Origin of the sequence: Paenibacillus xylanilyticus (assembly GCF_013359935.1) — a bacterium.
GTDB classification, from domain to species: Bacteria; Bacillota; Bacilli; order Paenibacillales; family Paenibacillaceae; genus Paenibacillus; species Paenibacillus xylanilyticus.
Map to the genome: position 1 here is coordinate 1 of NZ_JABMCB010000169.1, position 22250 is coordinate 22250.

Annotated in this window: 25 protein-coding genes; 5 read left to right on the forward strand and 20 right to left on the reverse strand. The window is 39.0% G+C overall.

Going from position 1 to position 22250, the window contains the following annotated elements; all coding sequences use genetic code 11:
- From HP552_RS08265 to HP552_RS08285, 5 genes are all read right to left on the reverse strand, one after another.
- The coding region (locus HP552_RS08265) for a hypothetical protein (RefSeq protein ID WP_175395073.1) at window positions 1–284 on the reverse strand (284 nt) is incomplete at its 3' end.
- A 96-nt stretch (window positions 285–380) separates the two neighbouring features.
- Complete coding sequence (locus HP552_RS08270; RefSeq protein ID WP_175395074.1) at window positions 381–1868, reverse strand: hypothetical protein; 1488 nt, start codon at window positions 1866–1868, stop codon at window positions 381–383.
- 3 nt (window positions 1869–1871) lie between these two features.
- Entirely contained in the window at window positions 1872–2852 is a 981-nt protein-coding gene (locus HP552_RS08275) for an AAA family ATPase (RefSeq protein ID WP_175395075.1), read from the reverse strand.
- A gap of 18 nt (window positions 2853–2870) precedes the next feature.
- Complete coding sequence (locus HP552_RS08280; protein ID WP_175395076.1) at window positions 2871–4850, reverse strand: TnsB C-terminal domain-containing protein; 1980 nt, start codon at window positions 4848–4850, stop codon at window positions 2871–2873.
- Window positions 4850–5521 carry a TnsA endonuclease N-terminal domain-containing protein gene (locus tag HP552_RS08285; protein ID WP_175395077.1) on the reverse strand — a complete coding sequence of 224 codons (672 nt, stop codon included), beginning with the start codon at window positions 5519–5521 and terminating at the stop codon, window positions 4850–4852. The genes HP552_RS08280 and HP552_RS08285 overlap by 1 nt, the downstream gene beginning before the upstream one ends.
- Before the next feature lie 132 nt (window positions 5522–5653).
- On the opposite strand from HP552_RS08285, the gene HP552_RS08290 reads away from it, so the two are divergent.
- Both HP552_RS08290 and HP552_RS08295 read left to right on the forward strand, forming a co-directional pair.
- Window positions 5654–5908 carry a helix-turn-helix domain-containing protein gene (locus HP552_RS08290; protein WP_175395078.1) on the forward strand — a complete coding sequence of 85 codons (255 nt, stop codon included), beginning with the start codon at window positions 5654–5656 and terminating at the stop codon, window positions 5906–5908.
- A 65-nt stretch (window positions 5909–5973) separates the two neighbouring features.
- On the forward strand, window positions 5974–7011 hold the full coding sequence (locus HP552_RS08295; RefSeq protein WP_175395079.1) for a tyrosine-type recombinase/integrase: 1038 nt from the start codon (window positions 5974–5976) through the stop codon (window positions 7009–7011).
- 71 nt (window positions 7012–7082) lie between these two features.
- On the opposite strand, the gene HP552_RS08300 is transcribed toward HP552_RS08295, so the two are convergent.
- Complete coding sequence (locus HP552_RS08300; protein WP_175395080.1) at window positions 7083–7409, reverse strand: hypothetical protein; 327 nt, start codon at window positions 7407–7409, stop codon at window positions 7083–7085.
- Between the two features lie 130 nt (window positions 7410–7539).
- Between HP552_RS08300 and HP552_RS08305 the strand changes: the two genes are divergently transcribed.
- Window positions 7540–7881 carry a helix-turn-helix domain-containing protein gene (locus HP552_RS08305; protein WP_175395081.1) on the forward strand — a complete coding sequence of 114 codons (342 nt, stop codon included), beginning with the start codon at window positions 7540–7542 and terminating at the stop codon, window positions 7879–7881.
- Window positions 7882–7928: 47 nt separating this feature from the next.
- Here HP552_RS08305 and HP552_RS08310 read toward each other — a convergent pair whose 3' ends face one another.
- The 4 genes from HP552_RS08310 to HP552_RS08325 all read right to left on the reverse strand — a co-directional run bounded on the left by HP552_RS08310 (window position 7929) and on the right by HP552_RS08325 (window position 11402).
- Window positions 7929–8768 (reverse strand): hypothetical protein, encoded by an 840-nt coding sequence (locus HP552_RS08310; protein WP_175395082.1) that lies wholly within the window; start codon window positions 8766–8768, stop codon window positions 7929–7931.
- Window positions 8769–9209: 441 nt separating this feature from the next.
- A complete protein-coding gene (locus tag HP552_RS08315; RefSeq protein ID WP_175395083.1) occupies window positions 9210–9374 on the reverse strand; it encodes a hypothetical protein in 165 nt (54 codons plus the stop codon).
- A gap of 1 nt (window position 9375) precedes the next feature.
- Window positions 9376–9519, reverse strand: coding sequence for a hypothetical protein (locus HP552_RS08320; protein ID WP_175395084.1), 144 nt, complete (start codon window positions 9517–9519; stop codon window positions 9376–9378).
- 374 nt (window positions 9520–9893) lie between these two features.
- Window positions 9894–11402 carry a hypothetical protein gene (locus tag HP552_RS08325; protein ID WP_175395085.1) on the reverse strand — a complete coding sequence of 503 codons (1509 nt, stop codon included), beginning with the start codon at window positions 11400–11402 and terminating at the stop codon, window positions 9894–9896.
- Window positions 11403–11422: 20 nt separating this feature from the next.
- Here HP552_RS08325 and HP552_RS08330 point away from each other — a divergent pair, with 20 nt between their 5' ends.
- Window positions 11423–12379 carry an IS30 family transposase gene (locus HP552_RS08330; RefSeq protein WP_076210700.1) on the forward strand — a complete coding sequence of 319 codons (957 nt, stop codon included), beginning with the start codon at window positions 11423–11425 and terminating at the stop codon, window positions 12377–12379.
- Here HP552_RS08330 and HP552_RS08335 read toward each other — a convergent pair.
- From HP552_RS08335 to HP552_RS08345, 3 genes are read right to left on the reverse strand one after another with little or no spacing between them, the layout of a single operon-like run.
- Window positions 12287–12802 carry an AAA family ATPase gene (locus HP552_RS08335; RefSeq protein WP_175395086.1) on the reverse strand — a complete coding sequence of 172 codons (516 nt, stop codon included), beginning with the start codon at window positions 12800–12802 and terminating at the stop codon, window positions 12287–12289. The two genes, HP552_RS08330 and HP552_RS08335, sit on opposite strands and share 93 nt — an antisense overlap.
- The gene (locus HP552_RS08340) at window positions 12799–13305 is read right to left on the reverse strand and encodes an ABC-three component system middle component 2 (RefSeq protein ID WP_081718267.1); all 507 of its coding nucleotides are present in this window, start codon (window positions 13303–13305) and stop codon (window positions 12799–12801) included. Before HP552_RS08340 ends, HP552_RS08335 begins: the two co-directional genes overlap by 4 nt.
- On the reverse strand, window positions 13305–14405 hold the full coding sequence (locus HP552_RS08345) for an ABC-three component system protein (RefSeq protein ID WP_175395087.1): 1101 nt from the start codon (window positions 14403–14405) through the stop codon (window positions 13305–13307). The genes HP552_RS08340 and HP552_RS08345 overlap by 1 nt, the downstream gene beginning before the upstream one ends.
- Window positions 14406–14780: 375 nt before the next feature.
- Here HP552_RS08345 and HP552_RS08350 point away from each other — a divergent pair, with 375 nt between their 5' ends.
- A complete protein-coding gene (locus HP552_RS08350; RefSeq protein ID WP_175395088.1) occupies window positions 14781–15230 on the forward strand; it encodes a MarR family winged helix-turn-helix transcriptional regulator in 450 nt (149 codons plus the stop codon).
- Window positions 15231–15339: 109 nt separating this feature from the next.
- On the opposite strand, the gene vcpD is transcribed toward HP552_RS08350, so the two are convergent.
- The 7 genes from vcpD to HP552_RS08385 are packed head-to-tail and all read right to left on the reverse strand — an operon-like array spanning window position 15340 to window position 22247.
- The gene (gene vcpD / locus HP552_RS08355; RefSeq protein WP_175395089.1) at window positions 15340–15747 is read right to left on the reverse strand and encodes an ArsD-related vicinal cysteine protein VcpD; all 408 of its coding nucleotides are present in this window, start codon (window positions 15745–15747) and stop codon (window positions 15340–15342) included.
- A 15-nt stretch (window positions 15748–15762) separates the two neighbouring features.
- Window positions 15763–16878, reverse strand: coding sequence for a GTP-binding protein (locus HP552_RS08360; RefSeq protein ID WP_175395090.1), 1116 nt, complete (start codon window positions 16876–16878; stop codon window positions 15763–15765).
- Between the two features lie 31 nt (window positions 16879–16909).
- A complete protein-coding gene (locus HP552_RS08365; RefSeq protein WP_217506358.1) occupies window positions 16910–17623 on the reverse strand; it encodes an MIP/aquaporin family protein in 714 nt (237 codons plus the stop codon).
- Between the two features lie 16 nt (window positions 17624–17639).
- The gene (gene arsL, locus HP552_RS08370) at window positions 17640–18914 is read right to left on the reverse strand and encodes an arsinothricin biosynthesis radical SAM protein ArsL (protein WP_175395091.1); all 1275 of its coding nucleotides are present in this window, start codon (window positions 18912–18914) and stop codon (window positions 17640–17642) included.
- Between the two features lie 36 nt (window positions 18915–18950).
- Window positions 18951–19775, reverse strand: coding sequence for a putative arsinothricin biosynthesis methyltransferase ArsM (gene arsM, locus HP552_RS08375; RefSeq protein ID WP_024634197.1), 825 nt, complete (start codon window positions 19773–19775; stop codon window positions 18951–18953).
- On the reverse strand, window positions 19768–20982 hold the full coding sequence (locus HP552_RS08380; RefSeq protein WP_175395092.1) for an MFS transporter: 1215 nt from the start codon (window positions 20980–20982) through the stop codon (window positions 19768–19770). The genes arsM and HP552_RS08380 overlap by 8 nt, the downstream gene beginning before the upstream one ends.
- Window positions 20979–22247, reverse strand: a complete 1269-nt coding sequence (locus tag HP552_RS08385) for an ATP-grasp domain-containing protein (RefSeq protein ID WP_175395093.1) — start codon at window positions 22245–22247, stop codon at window positions 20979–20981. The genes HP552_RS08380 and HP552_RS08385 overlap by 4 nt, the downstream gene beginning before the upstream one ends.
- Window positions 22248–22250 lie beyond the last annotated feature (3 nt).

Sequence of the window (22250 nt, forward strand, 5' to 3'; positions counted from 1 at the left end):
GCAGCTTGGACTACGAAGGCTACAGTGAGTGTTTTCACTGTTTCTTGTGCTCCGTTATGATACGTCACGATATACTCTCCAGCTTTGCTTCCGGCTACTACTGTAGCTGTGATCGGCGTACCTTCCAGCGGTTGTGTAACATGTGCTTCCACGGCTGCGAGTTTCGCTTCTTTAGTTGCGTTCTCTCCATTTACTACAGGGACGTAAATCGTAACAGGTGTCGAAGGAACTTGGCTTTCATTACCTGTTGTCGGAGGACAAGAACATGTACCGTTAAAGGACAAGAACTTGTACCGATTGCCGTTCCCCTTTCCATTTTCAGAGTACGTTTAACGAATTATTAAACACAAAAACCGTCAATCTTTTCAGATTAACGGTTATCAGAAATTCAATTTTTTTACATATGTCTCGACTGTTTTTTGTAGCATCTTATTCTCATCACTTGGATTGTTCATGATAAGCATTGCAACTTTTTGTGGCATGTACGATATCATTGACTGAATATCCGCTTTAGCACTTTCATGCTGATAAGGACATTCGAATTTATTAAGTATCGATTCATTTTTACTTAGATGATAATACTCAATGCTGCTGGAAGAACTGCTCTCATCAAAATTGTACTTAAAAGCAACACTTGGAAAAGACTGATCTCTCATTTTTTCAATTTCCTGCCAAGATGGTACGCTAATTTCTTTACTCCTCTTCCCTGCAATCTCTAACCAAGTACAGAAGAAATTTTCACTGAACTGCATAACTAGTTTTTCAAGAATCCAAAAAAGTATCCTTGCATCAAGCCTTTGGAGAATCTTCATTTGATAACTGAAGACCTGATCAGAAAAATACTCCAGAAGATCCCTGATTATTAGTGGTTCAGCATCAGAAATCAAGGTTGTTCTTAAAGAATTATAGCCATAGAAATGTTCCTCCTTTAAAATAGATTTCCTCCAAAAAACATAAGCATAGGCAAAGGGACAAATTTCAGGAAACTCAATTGCTTCATTCGATTTTCTTAGCTCCATTAATTGAGTGATGCAATGTTGATGGTTTTGGAGTGAATCCTGAAATAGTCGCTCTACAACTCGTTGAACAGTACCAGAAATAACTCGCAGTAATTCTTTTTGGAAACGATTAGAGAAATAATCTCCCCTATGTAAGGAGTCGTCTGAATGAAATACTTTTATTGCTTCAGGCGACTCCTTAACTAATCGCTTCAGATTGCAATGTTCTGCATGAATGATCCATTTAGACTGCATATTTGACGTCATCATGCTTGCCTGGTTTGCTTGGAGCCAACGAAGGACATCGGGATTCATTTGATCAGGCGATCTCCATTCGTTCCAACTGGACACATGAAAATTAGAAAAGGCATGTCCACATTTACATTGAAATGCATGTTTTAACTGTCTATTCGACAACAAGAAAGGTATTGCTGACCTACAGCCTGGACAAACATGATTCAATTTAAGATCATGAAATACACACTCATCGAAAAGCCTGAACTGATGCAACCAAGAATGAAACCCTCCCTCCATACACTGCGAACACCAGTGTAAATCTGGATGAAACCAATGCTCCCAGGAACTATATAATTCAGAAAATGGAGTTATCAACGAATGAATAATTTTATTATTGTGCTCTTGTAAGTTGAAATCCAATGTTTGATGAAGTCTTTCGACGTTAAAACCATTTAACTGTAATAGTTCTCTTTGGTTATCTCCAATGTGATGTTTAATGTTCTTTACATGAGTACTGCCAAGGACTTTTAGAATCTCGTTCCGATCCGTAAGGTTTACCAAAGCCAATTTTTCAAATACAGACCAGGGCGATTCATATTCATTGATCCATTCTTTCCTCCAAACAACATTCATTTATTAATCACCACTACCTGCTAAAGACATATAAATTTCTGACTCAATGTAGCCACTAAGTTTGATGGATTCTAACCAATCTTGAGATGAAATCCATTCAAGTTGTTCCCCATGAGCTCCGTATATCTTCAGAGCGTTTTCAACAGCATACGTAAAGTACTCCATAGGGATCTCAAGTTTTGAATGAACCCCATGTTCGCTACGAATATTTTGAAATTGTTGATAAATTAAAGCAGCATCTTCCTCCAAGCGATGACCTTTCGCATATCCTTCAGGAAAAAAATATCTAGTGAAGCTCCAATCACTGTTTTCGGGATATGCGGAGATTTCCGATGAATCGTAGCATCGAAGAACAGCTCTGATATCGTCCAAGGAAGTGATACCGAAAAAACGATGCTCATGTGTCATAAAGCGTCCAATGATTTGAGACTTACGTTGTCCTAGAAAGAATGTTCTTCTCGTGAGCAACTCTTCTTGACCTACGCAAATCACAGTCATACTAATTTTCGCACGATCCAGTTGATTGTGGATGTCCATTAACCAAATAAAATGTGATTCTGTTAGGCGATGTGCCTCATCCATAATCAAGATAACCCTTCTTAAGCGAGACAATTCCGCTCTTTCTTTTAGCAAATTGACAATTTGATTCCGCATTTCATCGGCTTGTCTTCTAGCTATAAACGGAAAATCAAAGTCATGGAGAAGATCCGCATAAAATTTTCCTTCGTTGGGAAACTTGTATGAGTTGCTGTTGGCTATAAAGATTGGTATGGGTGCATTCATAAAATGCGGCAGATTCTCCAAAGCAAATTTTAATGCAGTAGTTTTTCCGAGACGTGGCCGACCATAGACAATCATTCCTGGTAAGCGGTTCAGTACAATCTTTTTGAGATTATCCATTAAACGGAGTACCTCTTTGGTTGGGAGTAAATAATGGCCTACTTCAATAGGGTGTGTTCCAACAGGTATCAAGTGATTATCCAATGTTATCTTCTCCTTTTTTTAGTACATTTTTGTCTTGAATTGTTTTAATAAACGCTCATAATTATCCATCTCATTGAGCTTTTCCCTATTCAATTGTTCTTCTCGAACTTTGTCTAATAAATCATTTTGTGCTTTTGCTTCTTCTAATGCTTTTGTTTGTTCTTCTGCTTCAGCTGTCGGCTTTTGTTTACTTACCTCTTTTACTTGAGTAATTTTATTTATTGTTGATTTCTTGGAATTTTCTTTACTCAATAAATAGTCAGTGTACACGAAGATAGGGTCATCCCAAGTCGTGTAATGAATTAGCCTCCGCTGAACTAATGAATTGATTGCACGTCTCGTTTGCAAGGAATGTGGAGTAAGTGACCACCTTCCACTGGCTGTTAAATAACCGAATTCACTGCCGTCGGGTAGAAATGCTTTTATGGTACGCAGATCGTCAACATTTACATGTATAATTAACTCTTGCTTTATTAGATGGGCAGAGTTCGCAAGTTTTTCACTCCGGTACTCTACACCTTCATATTGAATGTAAGGCTTTCTTCCAGTCACTAGAGAGCCTCTTACGGTTCGATTTATTTGGGTTTGCATAAATAACATCTCCGATCGTTTCTCTTCTTCCAGGCGCCTTGGTAATAAACCTCTTAGTTGTATCCTTTTTTCAAGAAGTTCAAGTGGCGTTTGATGATAAATCCCTCCATGAGGTGTGCCATTGTAATTAGAAATCATTACATCCACGAGTTGCAATAAATGTTCGTATGTGATGTTAAGACGAAGAGCGGTCTCTTCAGGATTATTTCTTCTAGGGTCATCCGGACCACTCCCCGTTGTATTTGGTAACCGATGAAATAAGCTTCCTGCTAAGTTTTTAAAATACCTTTCAATCACTCCTCTTCTCATTGGAAGTGCTACGGGACCAAAGTTCGGTGTACATCCAATTAAATTCGTGAGTCGATCTTGTACCATTTTAGCGTAGTGAGATTTTGCATTATCTAGACACATCACATCCCACACTGCCCACTCTAACTCAGGAAACTTTTCTGATGGGAAACCACCAGGGGGATGGTAATTCAGGCCTGGGATTGTCAATTCAAGCCGTTTATGTGGCATGATAGCATTACGAACACAGTGCATCACGTCACTTCCCCCATACTCTCTACTTAGTGAAATAGAATATCCTAAAATGTTCCGAGTACTTACATCAATGATGGTAAGAATCCAGAACCGTTCAAGCGTTAAGGTCATAGGATCTCCGTCTGGTGTAACAATATCTACTGTAAAAAAACCATCAATTCGATGAGCATCAAACTGAACTTTCTGATAGGGGAATAGATTTGATAGTGAGTTTTGATCCGCCTCCCCTACTCGGTTTGCTTTTTGAAACGCATCGTTACCATGGCGAGATGCAGCCTTTCTAAAGTTTCTCTCAGCTATTTGTTTAATGTAACGTTGTAAAGCCTTATACCCCATCCATTTTGTATTTAAAGGGTAATCAGAGAGAGTTATTCCCTTTTCCCTGCACTGATCAATAAATCGTTTGTGTATGTGCTTTAACTTCATGACAGGTTCCAATGAACGCTTTTTTCTTCCTAAAAAAAGGTCTTCTACCAGGTCTTTAATATCTGGATGCATGTCCATAAAACGATTGAATTCTCCGGTTTTTTGATCTTTATTTCTTTTTTGACCTAATAAATCTAACTCATATTTCTTTATATTTTTTTGTGGAATCAATCCTCGAAATCCAAAAACAACTCCATCTTGATCGTACTGAATACATCTTTGAATTAATCTTCTCAGATTTCGAGGTGAAACTCCGGTTGTGTGTTGAATATTATTTAAATCATCCCTCCGGAAATACATTATTACTGCGTTTTTACGCTGCACATACACTGTAAGTGCAGATTCAGTGAGAACATTCTCATCTACAGAGGGCCAAAGTTCAGGATTTGCTTGGTCAGGTTCTAATCCATCCTGCTCATATATTCGCGATCTGCTCACTATCTCCGAACCTCCATTTCAAATCCGATAAGTTGATCTTCCATGTTCGCTTTGATATCCCCCTCATAAAGGAGCCATTTTAGGCTTAAAAGTATATCTTCAACAGGAAGATTAGATAGTTCTAACACAACTTCTTTAATTTTTATCCCTTCACGTGAAATAACACCGAGCACTTCGTTTAAATAAACAGGCTTCTTACTATTGACTACTGACATACATAAGGAGGTTCGGTTCTCAACTGAATGTCGGCCCTTTCTTATATCGTCTTCTGTACGAACTACATAATTTTTGTTGTTGATACGACACCATTCTTTTTGTGCTTCGATTTGTCGTAGTGTTCTCGCGTGTTTTGGATGTTTAGATGTCAGTTCCTTGTTGTATTTGACTTCCACAAAAATTTCCGATCCATCTTTTTTTAAAATCCACATATCAAAGATAGAGGTACGGAGTTGGCCGTTTAATACATAGGAGATCTCTAATGGTTGCTCACAATAAGTTATGACTTCAGGATCCGAATCAACCACAACCCAGTGATCGTATTCCAGATCACTATATAGCTCGACAATTCGCTTATCGACTTTATTTCCACGCGGGGTCCAATAATTGTTTCCATATTTTTTGCCTCGTAGAATCTTGATGGGCTGGTACTTCAAGAGTTCCTTTCTATTCATAGCAAGTTACCCCTTTAGATTTGTTTACCTGTATAAACAAAAATTCAAGTTTTTATACACATGCATGTATAAAACTTGCCTTTCTATGAACATACTAAGAAGTAATAGAATGATAGAGGGAGAGAATTCTATATGTCAGAAGAAGAATTTTATAAATGGTTAGGTGAGCAGCTTCGGGATCTTCGCAAATTAAAAAAGCAAACGCAAGAAGAGTTATGTCAGAACTATCATCTTGCTCGTTCTTCCCTTGCCAATATTGAGCGGGGAAGGCATGTGATCAGTGCATACAACTTGTATCTGCTGTTACAAGTTTTGGATGCCCCTCTCGAATCATTGCTGAAAAATCATCTTCAAAACAGTAATTTAATCGACGAAATTTCATCATGAACGTATTAAACCAAGGTATTTTGGGCACACAACCTGAAAAGAGATCAAGGAAGGTGTCCATGTTTATGAAAGTACAAGAATCCAGAGATTTAGCCTTGCTATCAGAGCTGATTGACGAGTTACCTTTGGCCGTAAAATGTTTTATTGAACATAAGCTAGATCATGATCGGTCTCCTTCTTCTTTGTTAGAATATACCCGAGATTTTCGTATTTTTTTTGGCTGGATCGCACCAAATCTGTGGCCGTTCGTTGCTACCGAGAAAGAACTTACCTTAGACATGTTCAATGATATAACGCGTGAACATGTACAAGAATTCGCAGATTACTTGACAACGTCTAGAAATTTGCAATATAAGTCCCTGGTTCGTAAGTTTCATTCGTTGCGCTCATTGTTTACCTATCTTCATTTGAGATTTGAGTATAACGAAACTCCTATTTTGAAACGTAATGTTTTCGCTACTTTCATCATGGAAAGACCCAGCAATAATATTGAGGTCGCACGTCAGTTACAGAACAAGATCCTACGTCTCAATGAAATTCCTGCATTTGTTAAGTTTGTACAAGAAGGCGTTATAGAACAAAATAATGTACAAGCCCAGTGGTTCCATAACCTGAATCGAGCTCGTGATGTCAGTATTGTTACCTTGCTCTTAGAGTCTGGAGTCATGGTAAGTGATATTGTCAATTTGGATCTGGATGATATTAGCCTTCAGGAAGGCTACATTATCGTGACAAGGCAGCAAGCTAGCGTACGAACGAAACACCGAATTATGTTTGGTTATAATGCAAAAACCTATCTGTACGATTACTTGAAAGTCAGAACTGATACGTATGCTCCTCAATCAGGTGAGCGAGCGTTATTCTTGGCAAAACCTAACGGTGAAACACAAGGCAAACGAATTTCAAAGCGTGCGATTCAAGCTATGGTTAAGAAGTATGCTTTGAAATTTGGTGCCTCAGAAGTTACTGTACGCCAGCTCACCCATTCATTTGGAGTTCAATACGCAGCTACGAATACTGTCCGCAATATGAAACAACAATTGGCCCAACGTAATATTGATTCACTAGAGAAGTACCTTATACTGCCGAGTCTCATTGATTGAAATTTGATTGAATTCCACCTTCCTACGTCTTGTTCTCTTTGAACAAGGCTTTTTTTTATTGTTTACCGTGTTCAGTTAATCTGTTTTGTAATGTTCTTCTTTAGCAGCTTTAGTTGGTTCAATCGATCGTGATAATCATCCACATCCTTTGCGTTTCTCTTTTCTAAGCTCACCCATGTAGCGACACTTACTTCTTGATATTTTAACGAAATGATCAGAATTGCTTCACGATAGTCTTTGATATGAACGATAGGAATCTTCCACTCTCCTTGTTCTCTAGCCAAATCAAACCATTTCTTTTTTATCACTGCACGATTCGTGTATATTCTGTCGTTAAATAAAATTCCTTGAGCTGTTATGGTAGCAACTCCAACATCTGCTTTTATGTGATTTGTCATCCTCTCAACCTCCTTTATCATTTATGTCCAGATAAATTGATATATATACTTATCATTTTATTAAAATAATCTATATACATTAATGTATCGAAGGTTTCCCATTGTTTAGACTGAATTTAGAGGTGTGGCAATGAACGAACCTGTTTTAAGATTAGTAGGACAACGTGTTCGCGAATTACGGAAAAAACAAGGATATTCGCAGGAAGAATTAGGCGAAATGGCTGGTTTTCACTTCTCCTACATTGGGGGCGTTGAACGTGCCGAGAAAAATATCACCTTGTTAAATCTTCAAAAAATTGCGGATGCTCTTCAAGTCAATGTCCATGAACTCTTTTATTACAGCAAGTATGTTAAGATTGGAAACAATGATAAAGAGAAATTGCTAAACGAGATCAATGAGAAGCTTTGGCCTATGAAATCTTCCGATTTAAAAAAGGTTAACCTGCTCTTATCTGAATTTTTCGATAGTTAACACAAAAAAGCCGATGTCTCTGACATCGGCTTTTTTGTGTTTTAAATTTATTCCTTCCACGATGTTTCACTTTGTAAATTAATCCATGAGTATCGATTATTCTGCTGTACTAGTCCCTCCATCATATTACGCTCACTCGTTAATGTTAAAAGCAAATATTTCGATTGGATGTTCTGAACATTTAGAAGCTCATACACTTGTGATAATGAAAAGTATCTTCTAGCTGCATATAATTTTACTTGCTCCATATCAATCTTTCCACTCCGTTGTATCAGATTCTTCCCTCCAAGCCTATATACAGCATCAGCATCAATGTATGGATTTGGAATTACTACACTTAGCCTTCCTATAGGTAAAGATACTTTGTACTGTTCTATTCGTAGCATCTCCTTAAATACGAGATTACGTATGGATTCCCACTGTTCAACAAAGCTTGAGTAAATCCTTTTATAATGTTTCCATTGATCTAAAAGCCAGTATATGTTGTTTTTTGTGATGTTCTTTCTATACGCACAGAGTTCCTCTTCTCTGTGGCCACTATTAGCTCTAATCGGAGAAAATCTTAAGTATTGGTTGCTAGCTGTATAGAATTCTTGAAGTGATAATTTCTCTGACTCATTTAGGTTGTTTAATTTAATTCGGACCACCTTAGATAGAACACCATGATTATCAAATAAGTCAAACAATTGCTGATTTTTCAAATCGTACTCTTTAGTTGCAATAAATTTGCCAACAACATTTTGTTCTGTCCACTCAAGTCTCTGAAGTCCAAGGGATGATTGATATTCACCAATCGCTTGTCTCAGCAATTGTACTTTTGCACCTGAACTGTGCATTTGCTCATAGTTTGATGATTGAACAAAATGAACGATTTTTTCTATGCTCACTAATCTATTCTCCTTTGCCTCAGCAGATTAGTGAGTGGTATTTACTATTTCTGTATATTTTATTCAAAGTAAAGAGTAGTGAGTATCGGAAGTTGGTCTCAATGTATGGATAAATGTGCCTATCTGTATCTATGTTCCTAGTATTTCTTCTCATTTCATATAGTTTAATATGCCAACGGTATGAAGATATTTCTACTATGGATTGCTGCCTGATAACCCCCATTATTGAGCAAAACATCCAATCCAAGCTTTTTAATCGTACAAAAATATTCATTTTAACTTGTAGAATTCAATTCAATTATGTAATTGTTGTTGCCTTTCACCAAGCTAAATGAGTCCTGAAATTGGGGTGGTCCACACCTGCTTGAACGTTATAATTTCTTTTATCACATATAAAGAATAAAGCCAACATATAAGCGTTGGCTTTTCATTAGAAATCGTTTATTTATCTTTGAGGAATGACGGCGTACCATAGTTTGCCTTTCGCTGGTAAACAACGGTCACTTCGCGATCAGGACCACCATCTAACGAAGGAGCCATGAGTTTCACTTTCGGGAGGTCGCCAACTCGCTGTTGTTTAATAAACTCTTCATTCGTTTTACTCATTTTAATCCCCCTCATGGAGATAATTTAATGTGGTGATCGGTTCTTGATTTTCTTCATCTAAAGTAGCAAACTCTTCAATCGAAACCTCTTCCTGACCTCCGATATGAAGAGTGACACAATTTACCCAAAGGATAACATAATTCATGTGAAAATGACACTCTGCCATACTAATTGAATGTTACATTAAGACAAAAAATACCGACCTTTCAACTTCAAAGGTCGGTTTACCCAGATCGGGAAAAGAAACAATGGTAATAACTGCATTATATCCACCCTATGTCGTTATGTACCGTATTCTGTTCTAACTCTATGTTTATCTGTGCATAAATGTAACAACGTTTTATTAATTAGCCCCTTTTCACAAAAAAACCGTCGATCATTTTCAGATCAACGGTTAACGGTTCAAGAAAATTTTATTCAATCTCATGTCTCGATAGTGAGTTCATACCAGCTTATACTCATCACATTTCCCAATAACAAACATTAAAAAGAATTGTTAATTGAAAGAAATACAAGCTGTTATACATTAAAGAAACCATATCTCCCTACTTCTTTGTTTTTTGTAAACTCAATGTAATTTATTTTTTTTAAAATAGATATTGGAGGTTTTTTATTTTCCAATATAATTACTTGTCGTTTTGTTTGAGCTAATTCTTCAAAAAATTTGTTTTGCAGTTCTTCAGGCGTCTTATCTTCGTTTTCATCTTGTTCCTTATAGGAGGTTACAGGGGAATCAAGGACAACAAATCCTGGGTGAGGCAAAGCGCTACTAATACAATATTCCATTAATCCTATAATAAAGGCTCCATAACTAATAGATCGGTATCCTTTTCCAAATAACCTCCTTGCTTTTCCTGATATAAGAACATCTTTATTTTTAGGATCAAAATCAACAGTAGAAGAATCCGGAAAGTTCCAATCAGTCAAAAATCTTTGTATATGCACACACAATTCAGCTATTAATCCAGTGTAGTCCATTTCAACAGTTTGATTCTGTTCGTCTACTTTTGTTAAAACTAATTTACTTGCTATTAATTCTCTTTCATTCATCAGTTTTTCAATCGAGGATCGAAAACCAGAATATTCAATTATGTTTTTTTGCTTTTTTAGAAATGCTGTCAATTCCTCTTGAATGAATAGTATCTTTGGAGAGAGTTGCTCATCGAGTTTAATACTTATTTCTTCATACTTTAGATTAACATCTAAGGTTGATTCTAACAGTAAAGCTTTTTCACCTTCCATAGACTCAAGTGCATCATTAAGGTCTTTAAGATGACTATTTATTTTAAGAAGTTCTTTCGTATATGAGTCCTTCCTTTGTTTAATTTCTACGTGGTCGCAATCTTCTGTATTTGTAATTAGTTGATTACAATGAGGACACCTTTCAAAGTCTAACATCGAAAAGTAATGATCCCCTTCAATCAAGAATGATAACCTTTTAATGTCAGTCTCATATTGTTCTTTCAGGAGATAAAATCTCTTGATTAATTGATTAGTAGAGAGTAGCCTAGACTCATTACTTTGAATATTCTCCCAGAAGATCTTACGTTTTTCCGTTAATGTTTCGATTTCCGAACTTAATCCACTCCGTTTTAATAACAACTGTTCAATATCTCCAGATAAATTGTGGTCACTCTGTGGCAATTCTAATAATTTAATTTCCGCTTCTATATCCAAAATTAGTTTATTAATAATATCTATTTGAGCATTAAAAAAACCATTTTGGTTGTCAGTCTTTACTGTATTTCGTGTTACAGAATCATCTTTATTTGAGATGATAAGCTTAAAAATAGATTCCTCTGCGGTTTGGTTGTTATTTTTAGATTGAATTGGTGAGTTCTTTGAAATGATCTCAACCTCATTAATAAGAATATAATCGTTAAAACTACGGTAGCTGAACCTTTGAGTTTCCTTAGTTCCCTTGTTTTTAATTGACAGATTGTAATATGAAGTGCGACACCCGCTGGAAATAAATAAAAAATGGCCCATGGCCGGATTCGTGTAGAATGAAGTCACCACAACAACCATTCACACAAGGAGAATCCACCATGAGCTACAGACATCTTAGCATAATCGAGCGCAGCAAGCTAGAAATCCTCCATCGGCAAGGTCAAAGTTCAAGAGGCATCGCAAAAGAATTAGGAAGACATCCTTCGACGATTTGTCGTGAATTGAATCGTGCTACTTCATCGCAAGCCTATCAGGCAGAACAGGCTCAGAGCGCGTATGAGGAGCGTCGTAAGGCTTCTGTCTCACCTGGTAAATGGTCCGAAGTCTTAGCTATTTCCTTGGAGGAAAAACTGCAGGCAACGTGGTCTCCGGAACAGATCACGGAACGTTTCCGCATCCAAGGCCTGCCGTCGGTCTCCTTTAAAACCATCTATCGTTGGCTCTATGCCGGACGTCTAGTTCGAGGCGTGTTACAGGTCCTTCGACACAAAGGGAAGCGTCAGAAACCCACAGAAACTCGCGGTAAATTCGCTATCGGCAGATCCATTTCGGATCGCCCCAATGAGGTTCGTTCCCGAGAAACGTTTGGGCACTGGGAACTGGATACCGTCGTATCAGGTCGTGGGAAAAGTAAAGGATGCGTAGCCACGCTCATTGAACGCAAAACCCGGCTGTATACCGCCATTCTCATGCCGGATCGTACCGCTTTGTCCATGGAAATTGCGCTTGGTGTAGCCATCTCCCAGTACCCTAAAGGCACCTTCCTTACAGCCACGGCTGACAGAGGCAAGGAATTTGCTTGCTATGCAAACCTGGAAGACACACATGGCTTTCACGTCTATTTTGCTGACCCGTATTCTTCCTGGCAACGCGGTTCCAACGAAAATGGGAATGGACTACTGCGGGAGTTTCATCCCAAGGGCACCGACTTCGCTCAAGTAGAGGATGAAGATCTCGGCCACTCACTGGATCTGATTAACCACAGACCCCGAAAATGCTTGGGCTGGAGAACCGCTCACGAATCTTTCACAGAGGAACTGTCGCACTTGGTTTGACAATCTGTCAATTACAAATAACTCTGTGTTTATAAAGCCAGACAACTTCATGAGAAAACTGGATACGCTTTCTTTCTTCGCATGCTTTTGAGCTAATTCTGTAAATTTGCTATTAGATTCAATTTCCGAAATAGCTGAGTTATATTTTTTAACTTTTCCCCCTGTCAGTCCTCTCTCAAGAGTATAGACTTGGTTATTACGGCTGATTATCTCAAGCTGGACAGTGTGATACTCCTTAGCTTCATCGATGGGTTCAGGTAACTCGGTACCACCTAACATAAAGTTAATACATTCAAAAATATAAGTTTTCCCTGTATTCGACGGGCCTGCAATCACATTCAATCCACTCTTAAACGAAACCTCTGAAGCTTTCTCATCATTCCCTATAATTCGGAGCTTTCTAAGTTCAAAGCCGTAAATCATTCAAGACCACTCCTTGTAAGAGCTTCGTACATAAACTCTCCTCCCCAACTTCCAAGTTTATTATCAATATATCCTTTTAGTTCTTCATCCGAGTATTCTGAAAAAAATTGACTAACCCAAAATGCATTGTTCCGTAATAACTTATAATACTCAGACTCAAAAAGATCTAGAAAAGCATTTGATAATTCCGTGGCTATATAAGAAACACCATTTCCCCCAAAAACAATTTCTAATAAGGTTCTACTGTACATTAAATCCAACCCATCTTGCATAGCTTTCCTTCGAACAACAATTTCTCCTGAACGATGAGGAGTAGCGGGGTGAATTGAATCCGGTGAATTGGGATCACCGATATCCCTGGTATGTAATACTAAGTAATCGTAGTAAACCAATCTTTGCAAATCGAGATAAGCCGGCTGATTCACTGATAATATGATTAAAGCTCTTAATCCAATCTCCAATGGAGAATTAAAAGCCATATCATTCGCCGAATGCTCTGCCATTAGTTCACCCATTTCTTAATTTCGTCTTCATTAGCCAGATGATGGCATATCCCTGCCAAATCATTACCCTTCAGTGAATTGTATAGAGGATAACTCGGTACATTTAGGTTTCGAGCTGCTAGACAAACTTTTTTGACTCTCTCAAATCCATCTTCATGTTCAGACTCAAGTATATCTATTATGCCATCGTAAACTTCTTCCTTCAGCTCTTTAAAAGCATCTACACCAGGAGGAAGTGTATCTCTTTCAAACCTCATTAGTGATTCAGCAGAATAAAAAGATTTCCTTTGCCTTTCAAAATGGTTAAAAAAGTTATGATGTTCAGGAAGCTCTTTAACAATAATCCGCTTTACTTTATGACTATCAGAATATGCCTCAAGGAGCTTCGTAATGTATAACAACTCATCTTCTGCAATTTGTTCAGGAGGAAGCACTGGCTGAGGCCGGTTCTTTTGAAGTCCACCAAACCTATAAGGGAAATATCTAGTTTGAGCATGTTGTTCGATTAATCTTTGTGGTTCAACACTATCAATAATAGTGAAATCGAAGGAGGTAACATAATCAGAGAAATCTCCTTGTAATTCAATATTCTGCTTAATGGTAATCTTTTTCTTACACTTTGTTTCCCAGTTTGCTATGAGTCCTTTTCTTAGAGATTCAGGCTCATCTATTAAATCTCCTAAAGTTGTAGATACACCTTTTGGGGCTACGAAGTAATACTTTCTAGGAACAGTATATTTACCAATATAAGTGTAGTAACAAAGTTTTCCAAGTTCTATCCAAATATTGCTGGGAGTAAGAGCATTATCGTAATGCTTGCATTGATAATTATCCCATATAAGTTGCTCCTTCTTGTCATAGACTGAATATGCAACTACATCTCTACCCATATCACCGGCTCCCCCACAGCGGCGAACCTTTACATATGTCTGAGCAAGATATCCTGTAGCCCATTCACAAACTAAATCTTCAAAGTCATCTTCGGAAATAACTTGTAATCTTTTAATCGGTTCAATAGTCTTTCCTAAGAGTAAATCCGCATTTGTGATTTTCTTCTGAATAACAGGAATTGGTATCTCTAATTCTTCCTCATCGTTCACATTTGTTCACTCCAATCTATACAATATTTAGTAAAATAGTACCACATGCAGCCAGTATAATCACCTAAATATTCCATCAATTGAGAGGTGGTATTATGATATTTGTAACACACAAAACGAAAAAGCTAAATTAAAGTCTGTTGTGTCTGATATGACATGGATTAAGGGGATTTCTCGAATCATATGTTATAAAACATGTTACATATTTGCAACTGACATTAACAGTACAAATTCTTATAATTCCTATATAAAACTTGAGTTTTATGTAGTCCTATGTGTTATTCTTATCTGCTAACACTTTCAACAAACGAAAATCCAAATATACAATTGTGATTTTGCATGCGTTAAGATATAACTGAAGTGAGGTGATAAAACATGGAAAATGTACGCGAGTTGTTCCAAATCATGACCAGACGGTTTGGTCTGCTCAATAAGAATTGTTGTACCGTGGGAGCTATTGATGTGTCGCCGGCCCAAAGTCATATATTGTATGAGGTAGATCGTCAGCACAATCCCTCCATGCAGCAAATTGCCGACACTTTAGGAACAGATATTACAACCTTCAGTAGACAGGTTCAATCCTTGGTGAAGCTTAAGTTACTTAACAAAGCACCAGATTCTACAGATAGACGTGTATATCTACTCTCACTTACAACCGAAGGGAAGTTTGTTGCAACCACTATTGATCAGCAAATGAGTGCCTATCTAGATGAAATCTTTTCGCATATGAGTGGATTTGAGAAGGAGATGGTGATTAACTCAATTAAACTGTTGAATAAAGCAATGCTTCAATCTGATAACTGTTGTCAACCTGTGAAGGGATAAACACACACTCTAACTCCTCCTACAGTCACAGATTTTTTAAGATATCTATTATCTGGCTTATGTTACATACAACAAAAGACCACCGAGGTCTCTCGGCGGTCTTCATACATTACTGTAGTGTGTACTTGGAACGTAAAGCTTTCTCGAGATGTTCATATTCAACCTGTTCCGCAAAACTCATAAGCTCACCATTAATGACAACGGCAGGTGTAGCAAACTCGATGAGCTTATCTGACTGTATATGTGCAAAACCTCGCTCTTCGAATAGAGATCTTAACTTCCGTTTTGCAAGCGCTCGATCCATAGGTAGGGAATAATCATACACATGAATAGTAACTTCGTTTTCAAATGTCTCTTTTAATTTTTGCTTAATTTCAGTATATACACTCAAAGAAGCGGAATAGTCTGGAGTAGAGCAGCAATCGGCAGATTCTAACCCATTTTCATCACAACAATCTGTTGTTTGCTGACTATTTATATTTGGAAAGAGTTCGATAGAGTTTTTTGTATTCAACATATGTTCCTCCTCACTTTAAGAAGTTACTTTCATCCGATGAGTCGGTTGTGGAGGCAGTGGACTAAAACATTCGTGGTACGTTTGATCCCAAACCGTTTCCAGGTCCTGATCAATGGAGGCAATCGCATCCGATACGACTAAGTCCAGAAGTCCCGGTGAAGCTTCAATCCTAATGTTCAGAACGACCCGGTACTGATTACCCATTTGTGAGTAGCTATTGGTGTATATAGGTGCTGCACCTGTTTGAACAACACTTGCTTTGACATAGCCTGTATCATTACCAGCATGTACCTTCAGATGCGCTACGGCCATCTTTTCCCTCAAAAAATGCCCGTTTAATTTACTTAAAAGTCCATCTACCCACTGCTGAGGATCGAATGCTTTTCCATCCGAATGCTTCACGTCACCCAGCATATTCATCCACGCAAGCTTGGCTTCCCCTTCAGCATACACACTGTAATCAATATCCAAAAGTTTGTGGCCGCTTGGAATTGTACTATTCCATAAATCGAGTAGAGGGGCTAAGTTAACACCTGTAGTCGCTGAGATCGGCTGTATGATTGAATTCGGATAGCGTTGATGAAGATACGTGACCACTCTATCCATCTCTTCTTCCGTGTATTGATCCAGTTTATTTACAGCAATAATATCTGCCTCGGCCAACTGCTTCTCAAAAATATAACTAACCGATTGAGAAAATAGAAGACGTCCTGCTTCTTCTTCATTTAATTCAGCCAACAATCTAGCCGGATCAACCACAATAGTCAAGGGTACCGTTGTGAACTCGTTAGCATAATTCTGTTTTAAGGGCTGAATGACCGTTGCAGCGAGATCCGTGCAACTACCAACGGCTTCACAAATGATGTAATCAGGTTTCTTTTCTAAAGTAAGTTGGTTCAAATGTTCATACAAGTCTTCAAACCGACAGCAGAAACATCCCCCTGTTACTTCTTTGGTTTCCAGTCCACTGATTTGTGCGAGTTCAGTATCAATTAATTCTTTCCCTTGATCGTTAGTAATGATGGCGACCTGTTTCCCCTGCTCTTGTAAAACTTTGGCCATTTGTATCATTGTTGTTGTTTTCCCCGCTCCTAGGAAGCCACCTAACAACACCATTTGGACCTTTTTCATATAAACGCTCCTCCTCTTTCATTCAAAATGGTTATTCGTGAAGTATTCTGTAGACATAAGCAGCCGTGATCGCGCCCATGGTTGTCCATAGGATATATATCCATAAAAACTCCAAGTGTCCGGAGGCCAAAGCTGGGCCTAAAGATCGTGCAGGATTCATAGATGCCCCACTTACAGGACCTCCAAACATCGCTTCTAGAGCGACTGTTCCTCCTATAGCGATTCCAGCGAATGATTTTGATGCTTTTGCATGGACAGCAGAACTTAAAATGACCATCATTAAAATAAAGGATAGAATGAATTCCAAAATGGCACTTTGCAACCAGGGACCTGAAGGAAGCGTTGCTCCCAATCTCCCTACATTACCAAACATAAATAGTAAGGTAAGGCTCGCTGCATAGGCTCCAACACATTGTATGAAAACATAAGAGAAGGCTTCAATCGCTGTGATTTGTCTTGAGAAATAAAAAGCGAGGGTGACTGCCGGGTTAAAGTGAGCACCTGATACATGTCCAAAAGCATATATCAAAGCCATGACCACAAGCCCAAACGTTATAGCTACCCCGATATGTGTTAATGTTTTTGTAGTGGTATCTACTACTACCGCACCTGTGCCGGCAAATACTAAGAAGAAGGTTCCAATAAACTCAGCTATCCATTTTTTTCGGAGATCAAGTAGTAAAGAACTGCGACTGGTTTCAAAGCTCAATAATGGAAAACCATCTTTGACTTCTGTCGCATTCAAATGGTTGTCCCCCCTCTTAACATTTTAAACAACAGCGTTTAAAAATACCGTCTTCAGGAACAGTAACGATCTCTTGAAATAGTTCATCCATATCGGGGTTAGGGTGTTTCCATTCGTAATAGAACTCATGTTCAATCAGATCAAGTGTTTGTATAGAGGCTTGTCTCAGTAAAGGGGAGCCCTTATATAGGTACAGTCTTGTTTCATATTGTATGGGGTCAATGATGCTCTTCAGGTCATTATCATCTACAAAAGAGCGGAAAGTTGTTAAATCCTCTGTATTGGTCCAGGGGTTGAACATGATAAAGGTTGGATTGAGTGAAATCTCGATGTGGCGGAGATATGCAATAGCCTGTTCGATATCTTGAATAGAGGTGTCTTTGGCTACGGCATCCAGTACAACTTCCGATGGAAATTCTAACGCTGATGTAATGAACTTAACACCGAGCCCTTTCATTTCAGCTAATGTTTCTTTATTTTCAAGAATATGATCTACTCGGGTAGTGAAGTCGTAAGTGAGATCAGGAAAATCCTCATGTAACTGACGCAATATCTTGATACCGTGGTATTTTGCATTAAAGAAGTCTGCATCAATAAAGGATAAGTGCGTCATTCCCCCTTCGACAAGGTTTCTGACATCCTGTAGTACAATCGATTCAGATACCAGGATGACTTTACCCTCATAGGCAGCATATACCGAGCAATACAGACACTTATGATGACACCCGCGTGCGATTTCAGTGGAGCCCACGATCTGCTCAGAGCCTAATAGTTTGTTGATTTGCTTCTGGGGATACTTGTAGAGCGGCGGAAGCATATGCCGTGTCGGAACGCTTAAATGATCTCTCGACATATACGGATGAATTTCTTTACCCTGCAGAGCATCACGTCCGATGAGAACCCCATCCAGGGTACAATCAGTGTCTCCAGACAGATACTTTGCAAGATTGACCAAAGGTCTCTCCCACTCTCCACAAACGCAGGAATCACTATACTTCCCGGCAAGTCGGCTGGCATTAATAGTTGCATGCTGACCAAAGTACGTAATATGAGCCTTGGGATTAACCTGACGAATGATTTGAGTTAGTTCAGTGGCCGCTTGAACAGCATCAAATAATGGAATGGAAATGGCGATAAGCTCTTGATCCAGAAATCGTCCTTCATCAATTCCTTCGACATAAGTATCAAGCACAGACACATCGAAATCTGCATGTAATAAAGCGGTCAAGGCTGTAGCTACCGTCATCGGTTGATAGCCACCTTCAAAGTTAGAAACCAACAGGACCTTCATGAGCCTTCCTCCCTATCTTTCAAGGTTCTTCTTCGGTTAAACTTTCGTGGCTTTAATCAAGTAATAGCCTACTTTTTCTTCTAAAAAATGATGGGCCTCAGCATGATCCTGCTGAAATTGCAGATATTCATCTTTATACTCTTCACTCGATTCCATCAGCTCACGATATCGTTTGTTTTTGTCATCTGTAAAATTGATAACTTCCAAATCGATATACCCCGCTTCTTCAATTTGGGCAATGTTCTCGCTTAACTGAATACTCCCAGCGCGGCAACCGCTAACCAAGGACAAATCATTCTTGATGGAAGACGGGACGGGTGCATAAGAAACAAAATCCGTGTAGATAAAGGTACCCCCAGGTGCTAACACACGTGTAATTTCCTGGATGGCTTTAATCCGGTCAGGCACCAGATTCAGAACACACTCACTGTATATCAAATCAAACTGGCCATCCATATACGGAAGCGACTGGACATCGGCAACAAAGAAGCCCAACTTTTTACGAAACCCATCTGGAAATTGGGTGCTTTTTTCCCTGGCACGGGCAATCATGTTCTCACTGAAATCTACACCAATAAATTGCTTTCCATCTTCATGTGACTCCACCAAAGAGAGCAGTGTTGTTCCCATACCACAACCGATATCGAGAATTCGCTGTTTATCTGAAGCAAGAACAAACTCTTTAATACGTTCTGTAGGTCCGGACGGAGAAAATTTATCCGTTCCTTCCGAGTAGTTACCTTCACCTTCAGCTACAGAGTTATAAAAGTCTTTGATTGCTTGCGTTGCTGCATCCAATTCAGCTGGACCAGGTGAGCAGCAGTTTGAAACATTGGAAACTACCAGTTCTTGATTAGACATTTGTTATTTCTCCCTTCGAGATGCTTTGTATTTTTATGGAACGGACATAGGCAGTCCATAATACATAGAAAACAAGGGTGCCTAGAATCCAAAGGAAACCTGAGAAATAGAACGTAGTGTCAATTTGAAAAGTGTCCATTAGAATGCCAGATGTCAGCGGACCCAAAATCATTCCCAAGCTTGTCGCAGAACCCAGGAATCCCATCGTCGCCCCCATCCCCGCCTCTCTTCCTAGAACAGTTGACAGTGCAGAAGATGAAGCAAGCGTGACTGCAGAAGTTAGGCCGGTTCCAATCATTAGTAAGGCGATCGTCCAAAGCGAATGCATAGATGGAAACATCATTAAAAGAATCGTGGTTAACATAGCTGAGATGAGAATTAACTTCATTTTATTAAAACGGTCAACCACCCAACCTAGCGGGACCTGTGTTGCACCTATAATAATGTTGTTTAAGGCAATTAATAAACCAATCATCAGGGCATTAAGCCCTCTGCTTTGTGCGTATAGGGTGAAGAAGGAAATCATGAACATGGAAAGAACAGCTACAATGACATTGACGGAGGACAATGCTAGAATCCCGGGATGTCTCCAGGGAGATCGTTTCAGATGAGTACGCTCTGAATTGGTTTCGTTAAGATCAGCCACATTGGTTTCTTTCTTCGCCCTTGATGAAGGTAAAACAAAGACAATAACTAAGGCGATGATCGCAAGGCCGAGTAAGGAGAAAAATGCATTCTGTGTCCCGTACTGAACTGATATATATCCACCGAGCAAGGGTCCCAACCCATTTGCCAAGAAAATAGCAGTGTTGTATATCCCCATATACTTGCCTTCTTGCCCTTTAGGGCTGATTTCGCCCATGTAAGCCATAGCCATAGGTAGCATCATGGCTGATGCTACGCCATGAAGTAACCGCGCCCCTAGAAGTCCCGCTATACTACTTGCTAATCCATAACTTAGTGCGATAAAGGGATAAAGTATCAGGCTATAGATCAGGATGGCTTTAGGTCCTTTTTTATCTGCCAATCTCCCGATCGGTGTACCAATTAAAAGACGAACTACGTAAAATCCGCTGTACAACGTTCCGACCCACAAACCGGTTGCCCCTAAGTTTTTTGCATAAGGAGCTAGTAGTGGCGCTACAATCCCGGTACCTACGACCAATATAAAGACAGATAAACACAGGAAAATAATATTCTTTTTCATATGACACCCATACGTTTATCAGTGGACGAAGGCACCTCTCCATCTTGATCCTTTGTTATGAAAAAATGCATGGCTTCTTTCGCAGTATTCAAGACTTGAGATGCATGCTTACCATCTACACCATGAGCTATCATATAGCCCAACCGATTATAGTTGCTTTTAGTCATCGTTACGTAATCACCATTTTGAACAGAGATCTCAACTTGCTTTATTCCTTCAATTGATTGAGCTGCGTTCTTGTTCAATCGAACATTTCCATCTTGATACGCAAGTAAAAATTGAATTTGGGCTGAATCCGTGATGGGTATGTCCCTAGGAGCACTTGCAAAGGTTCCCCCCGTAACAATATGAAATGCCAACTTACGCAGATCATATCCGGTAACAGCATGAACCAAGTTGTGAATTTGATCTCCGCCCACCCTCGCATTCACCTCGATTACTTTGGGTCCTTGAGTAGAAAGCTTAACTTCAGTGTGGGAGACAATATAATCTACGCCTAGGACCGCCAAAGCCTTAATAACGACCTCTTGAATCAGGGTAGAATCCTGTTCTGATAATAGAGCGGGTACCAAGTGTCCTTCTTCAATTAATGCGGATGTATTTTTAGCGGTAATTGCAATGATATGTGTGGTTCCATTGATCGTACATGACTCAACACTAAATTCAGGTCCTTCGATGTATTCCTCTACGAGAATATGCTTCTCTAAAGGTTGTCCAACCCAGTTTAGAGCATTAGTGCTAATAAGTTCAGCAGCACTCCATGCTTCTTCTAACGTATTACATTTTTGTACCATATGACTGCCCGCATCATTAGAAGGTTTTACGATAACGGGTAACTTCATTTCACTAAGGATGTGTAGTATCTCTGCAGGTGTTTGGATTAAAGCGTATTGGATGGGGGATACCTGGTGTTTGGTTAAACATGCGCGGGTTTGTGCTTTGCTGCGGCAATTTAAAGCGGCCTGTGAAGATAAGTGGAATTGCAGACCCAAGGCCTCGGCTATTTTCGCACCTAGAACGATGCGATATTCATTATTCGTATACACAGCAACAATAGAAAGCCGTTTAGATATTTCGATTGCCTTAGCGATTGCCTCTTCTTCCTGATTCAAATCCATTTCAAAAGGGAAATCTGCAATCATGGCATCTTCAAAAGGTATCTTCGTATTCATGAGAACCACCTTATAGCCTTGTTCCTTTATGAAAAGGATTTCCTCAACATCATCTCGCCGACCAATAAGCAGAACTGCAGGACGATTCACCATTTT

Bases quoted from the DNA above. Each gene is read 5' to 3' on its own strand.
- HP552_RS08295 (WP_175395079.1), top strand. From the start codon at position 5,974: ATGAAAGTACAAGAATCCAGAGATTTAGCCTTGCTATCAGAGCTGATT.
- HP552_RS08350 (WP_175395088.1), top strand. From the start codon at position 14,781: ATGGAAAATGTACGCGAGTTGTTCCAAATCATGACCAGACGGTTTGGT.
- HP552_RS08320 (WP_175395084.1), bottom strand. From the start codon at position 9,519: ATGAATTATGTTATCCTTTGGGTAAATTGTGTCACTCTTCATATCGGA.
- HP552_RS08340 (WP_081718267.1), bottom strand. From the start codon at position 13,305: ATGGCAGAGCATTCGGCGAATGATATGGCTTTTAATTCTCCATTGGAG.
- HP552_RS08290 (WP_175395078.1), top strand. From the start codon at position 5,654: ATGTCAGAAGAAGAATTTTATAAATGGTTAGGTGAGCAGCTTCGGGAT.
- HP552_RS08335 (WP_175395086.1), bottom strand. From the start codon at position 12,802: ATGATTTACGGCTTTGAACTTAGAAAGCTCCGAATTATAGGGAATGAT.
- HP552_RS08380 (WP_175395092.1), bottom strand. From the start codon at position 20,982: ATGAAAAAGAATATTATTTTCCTGTGTTTATCTGTCTTTATATTGGTC.
- vcpD (WP_175395089.1), bottom strand. From the start codon at position 15,747: ATGTTGAATACAAAAAACTCTATCGAACTCTTTCCAAATATAAATAGT.
- HP552_RS08305 (WP_175395081.1), top strand. From the start codon at position 7,540: ATGAACGAACCTGTTTTAAGATTAGTAGGACAACGTGTTCGCGAATTA.
- arsL (WP_175395091.1), bottom strand. From the start codon at position 18,914: ATGAAGGTCCTGTTGGTTTCTAACTTTGAAGGTGGCTATCAACCGATG.
- arsM (WP_024634197.1), bottom strand. From the start codon at position 19,775: ATGTCTAATCAAGAACTGGTAGTTTCCAATGTTTCAAACTGCTGCTCA.
- HP552_RS08360 (WP_175395090.1), bottom strand. From the start codon at position 16,878: ATGAAAAAGGTCCAAATGGTGTTGTTAGGTGGCTTCCTAGGAGCGGGG.
- HP552_RS08325 (WP_175395085.1), bottom strand. From the start codon at position 11,402: ATGGTTGTTGTGGTGACTTCATTCTACACGAATCCGGCCATGGGCCAT.
- HP552_RS08330 (WP_076210700.1), top strand. From the start codon at position 11,423: ATGAGCTACAGACATCTTAGCATAATCGAGCGCAGCAAGCTAGAAATC.
- HP552_RS08385 (WP_175395093.1), bottom strand. From the start codon at position 22,247: ATGGTGAATCGTCCTGCAGTTCTGCTTATTGGTCGGCGAGATGATGTT.
- HP552_RS08270 (WP_175395074.1), bottom strand. From the start codon at position 1,868: ATGAATGTTGTTTGGAGGAAAGAATGGATCAATGAATATGAATCGCCC.
- HP552_RS08300 (WP_175395080.1), bottom strand. From the start codon at position 7,409: ATGACAAATCACATAAAAGCAGATGTTGGAGTTGCTACCATAACAGCT.
- HP552_RS08315 (WP_175395083.1), bottom strand. From the start codon at position 9,374: ATGAGTAAAACGAATGAAGAGTTTATTAAACAACAGCGAGTTGGCGAC.
- HP552_RS08285 (WP_175395077.1), bottom strand. From the start codon at position 5,521: ATGAATAGAAAGGAACTCTTGAAGTACCAGCCCATCAAGATTCTACGA.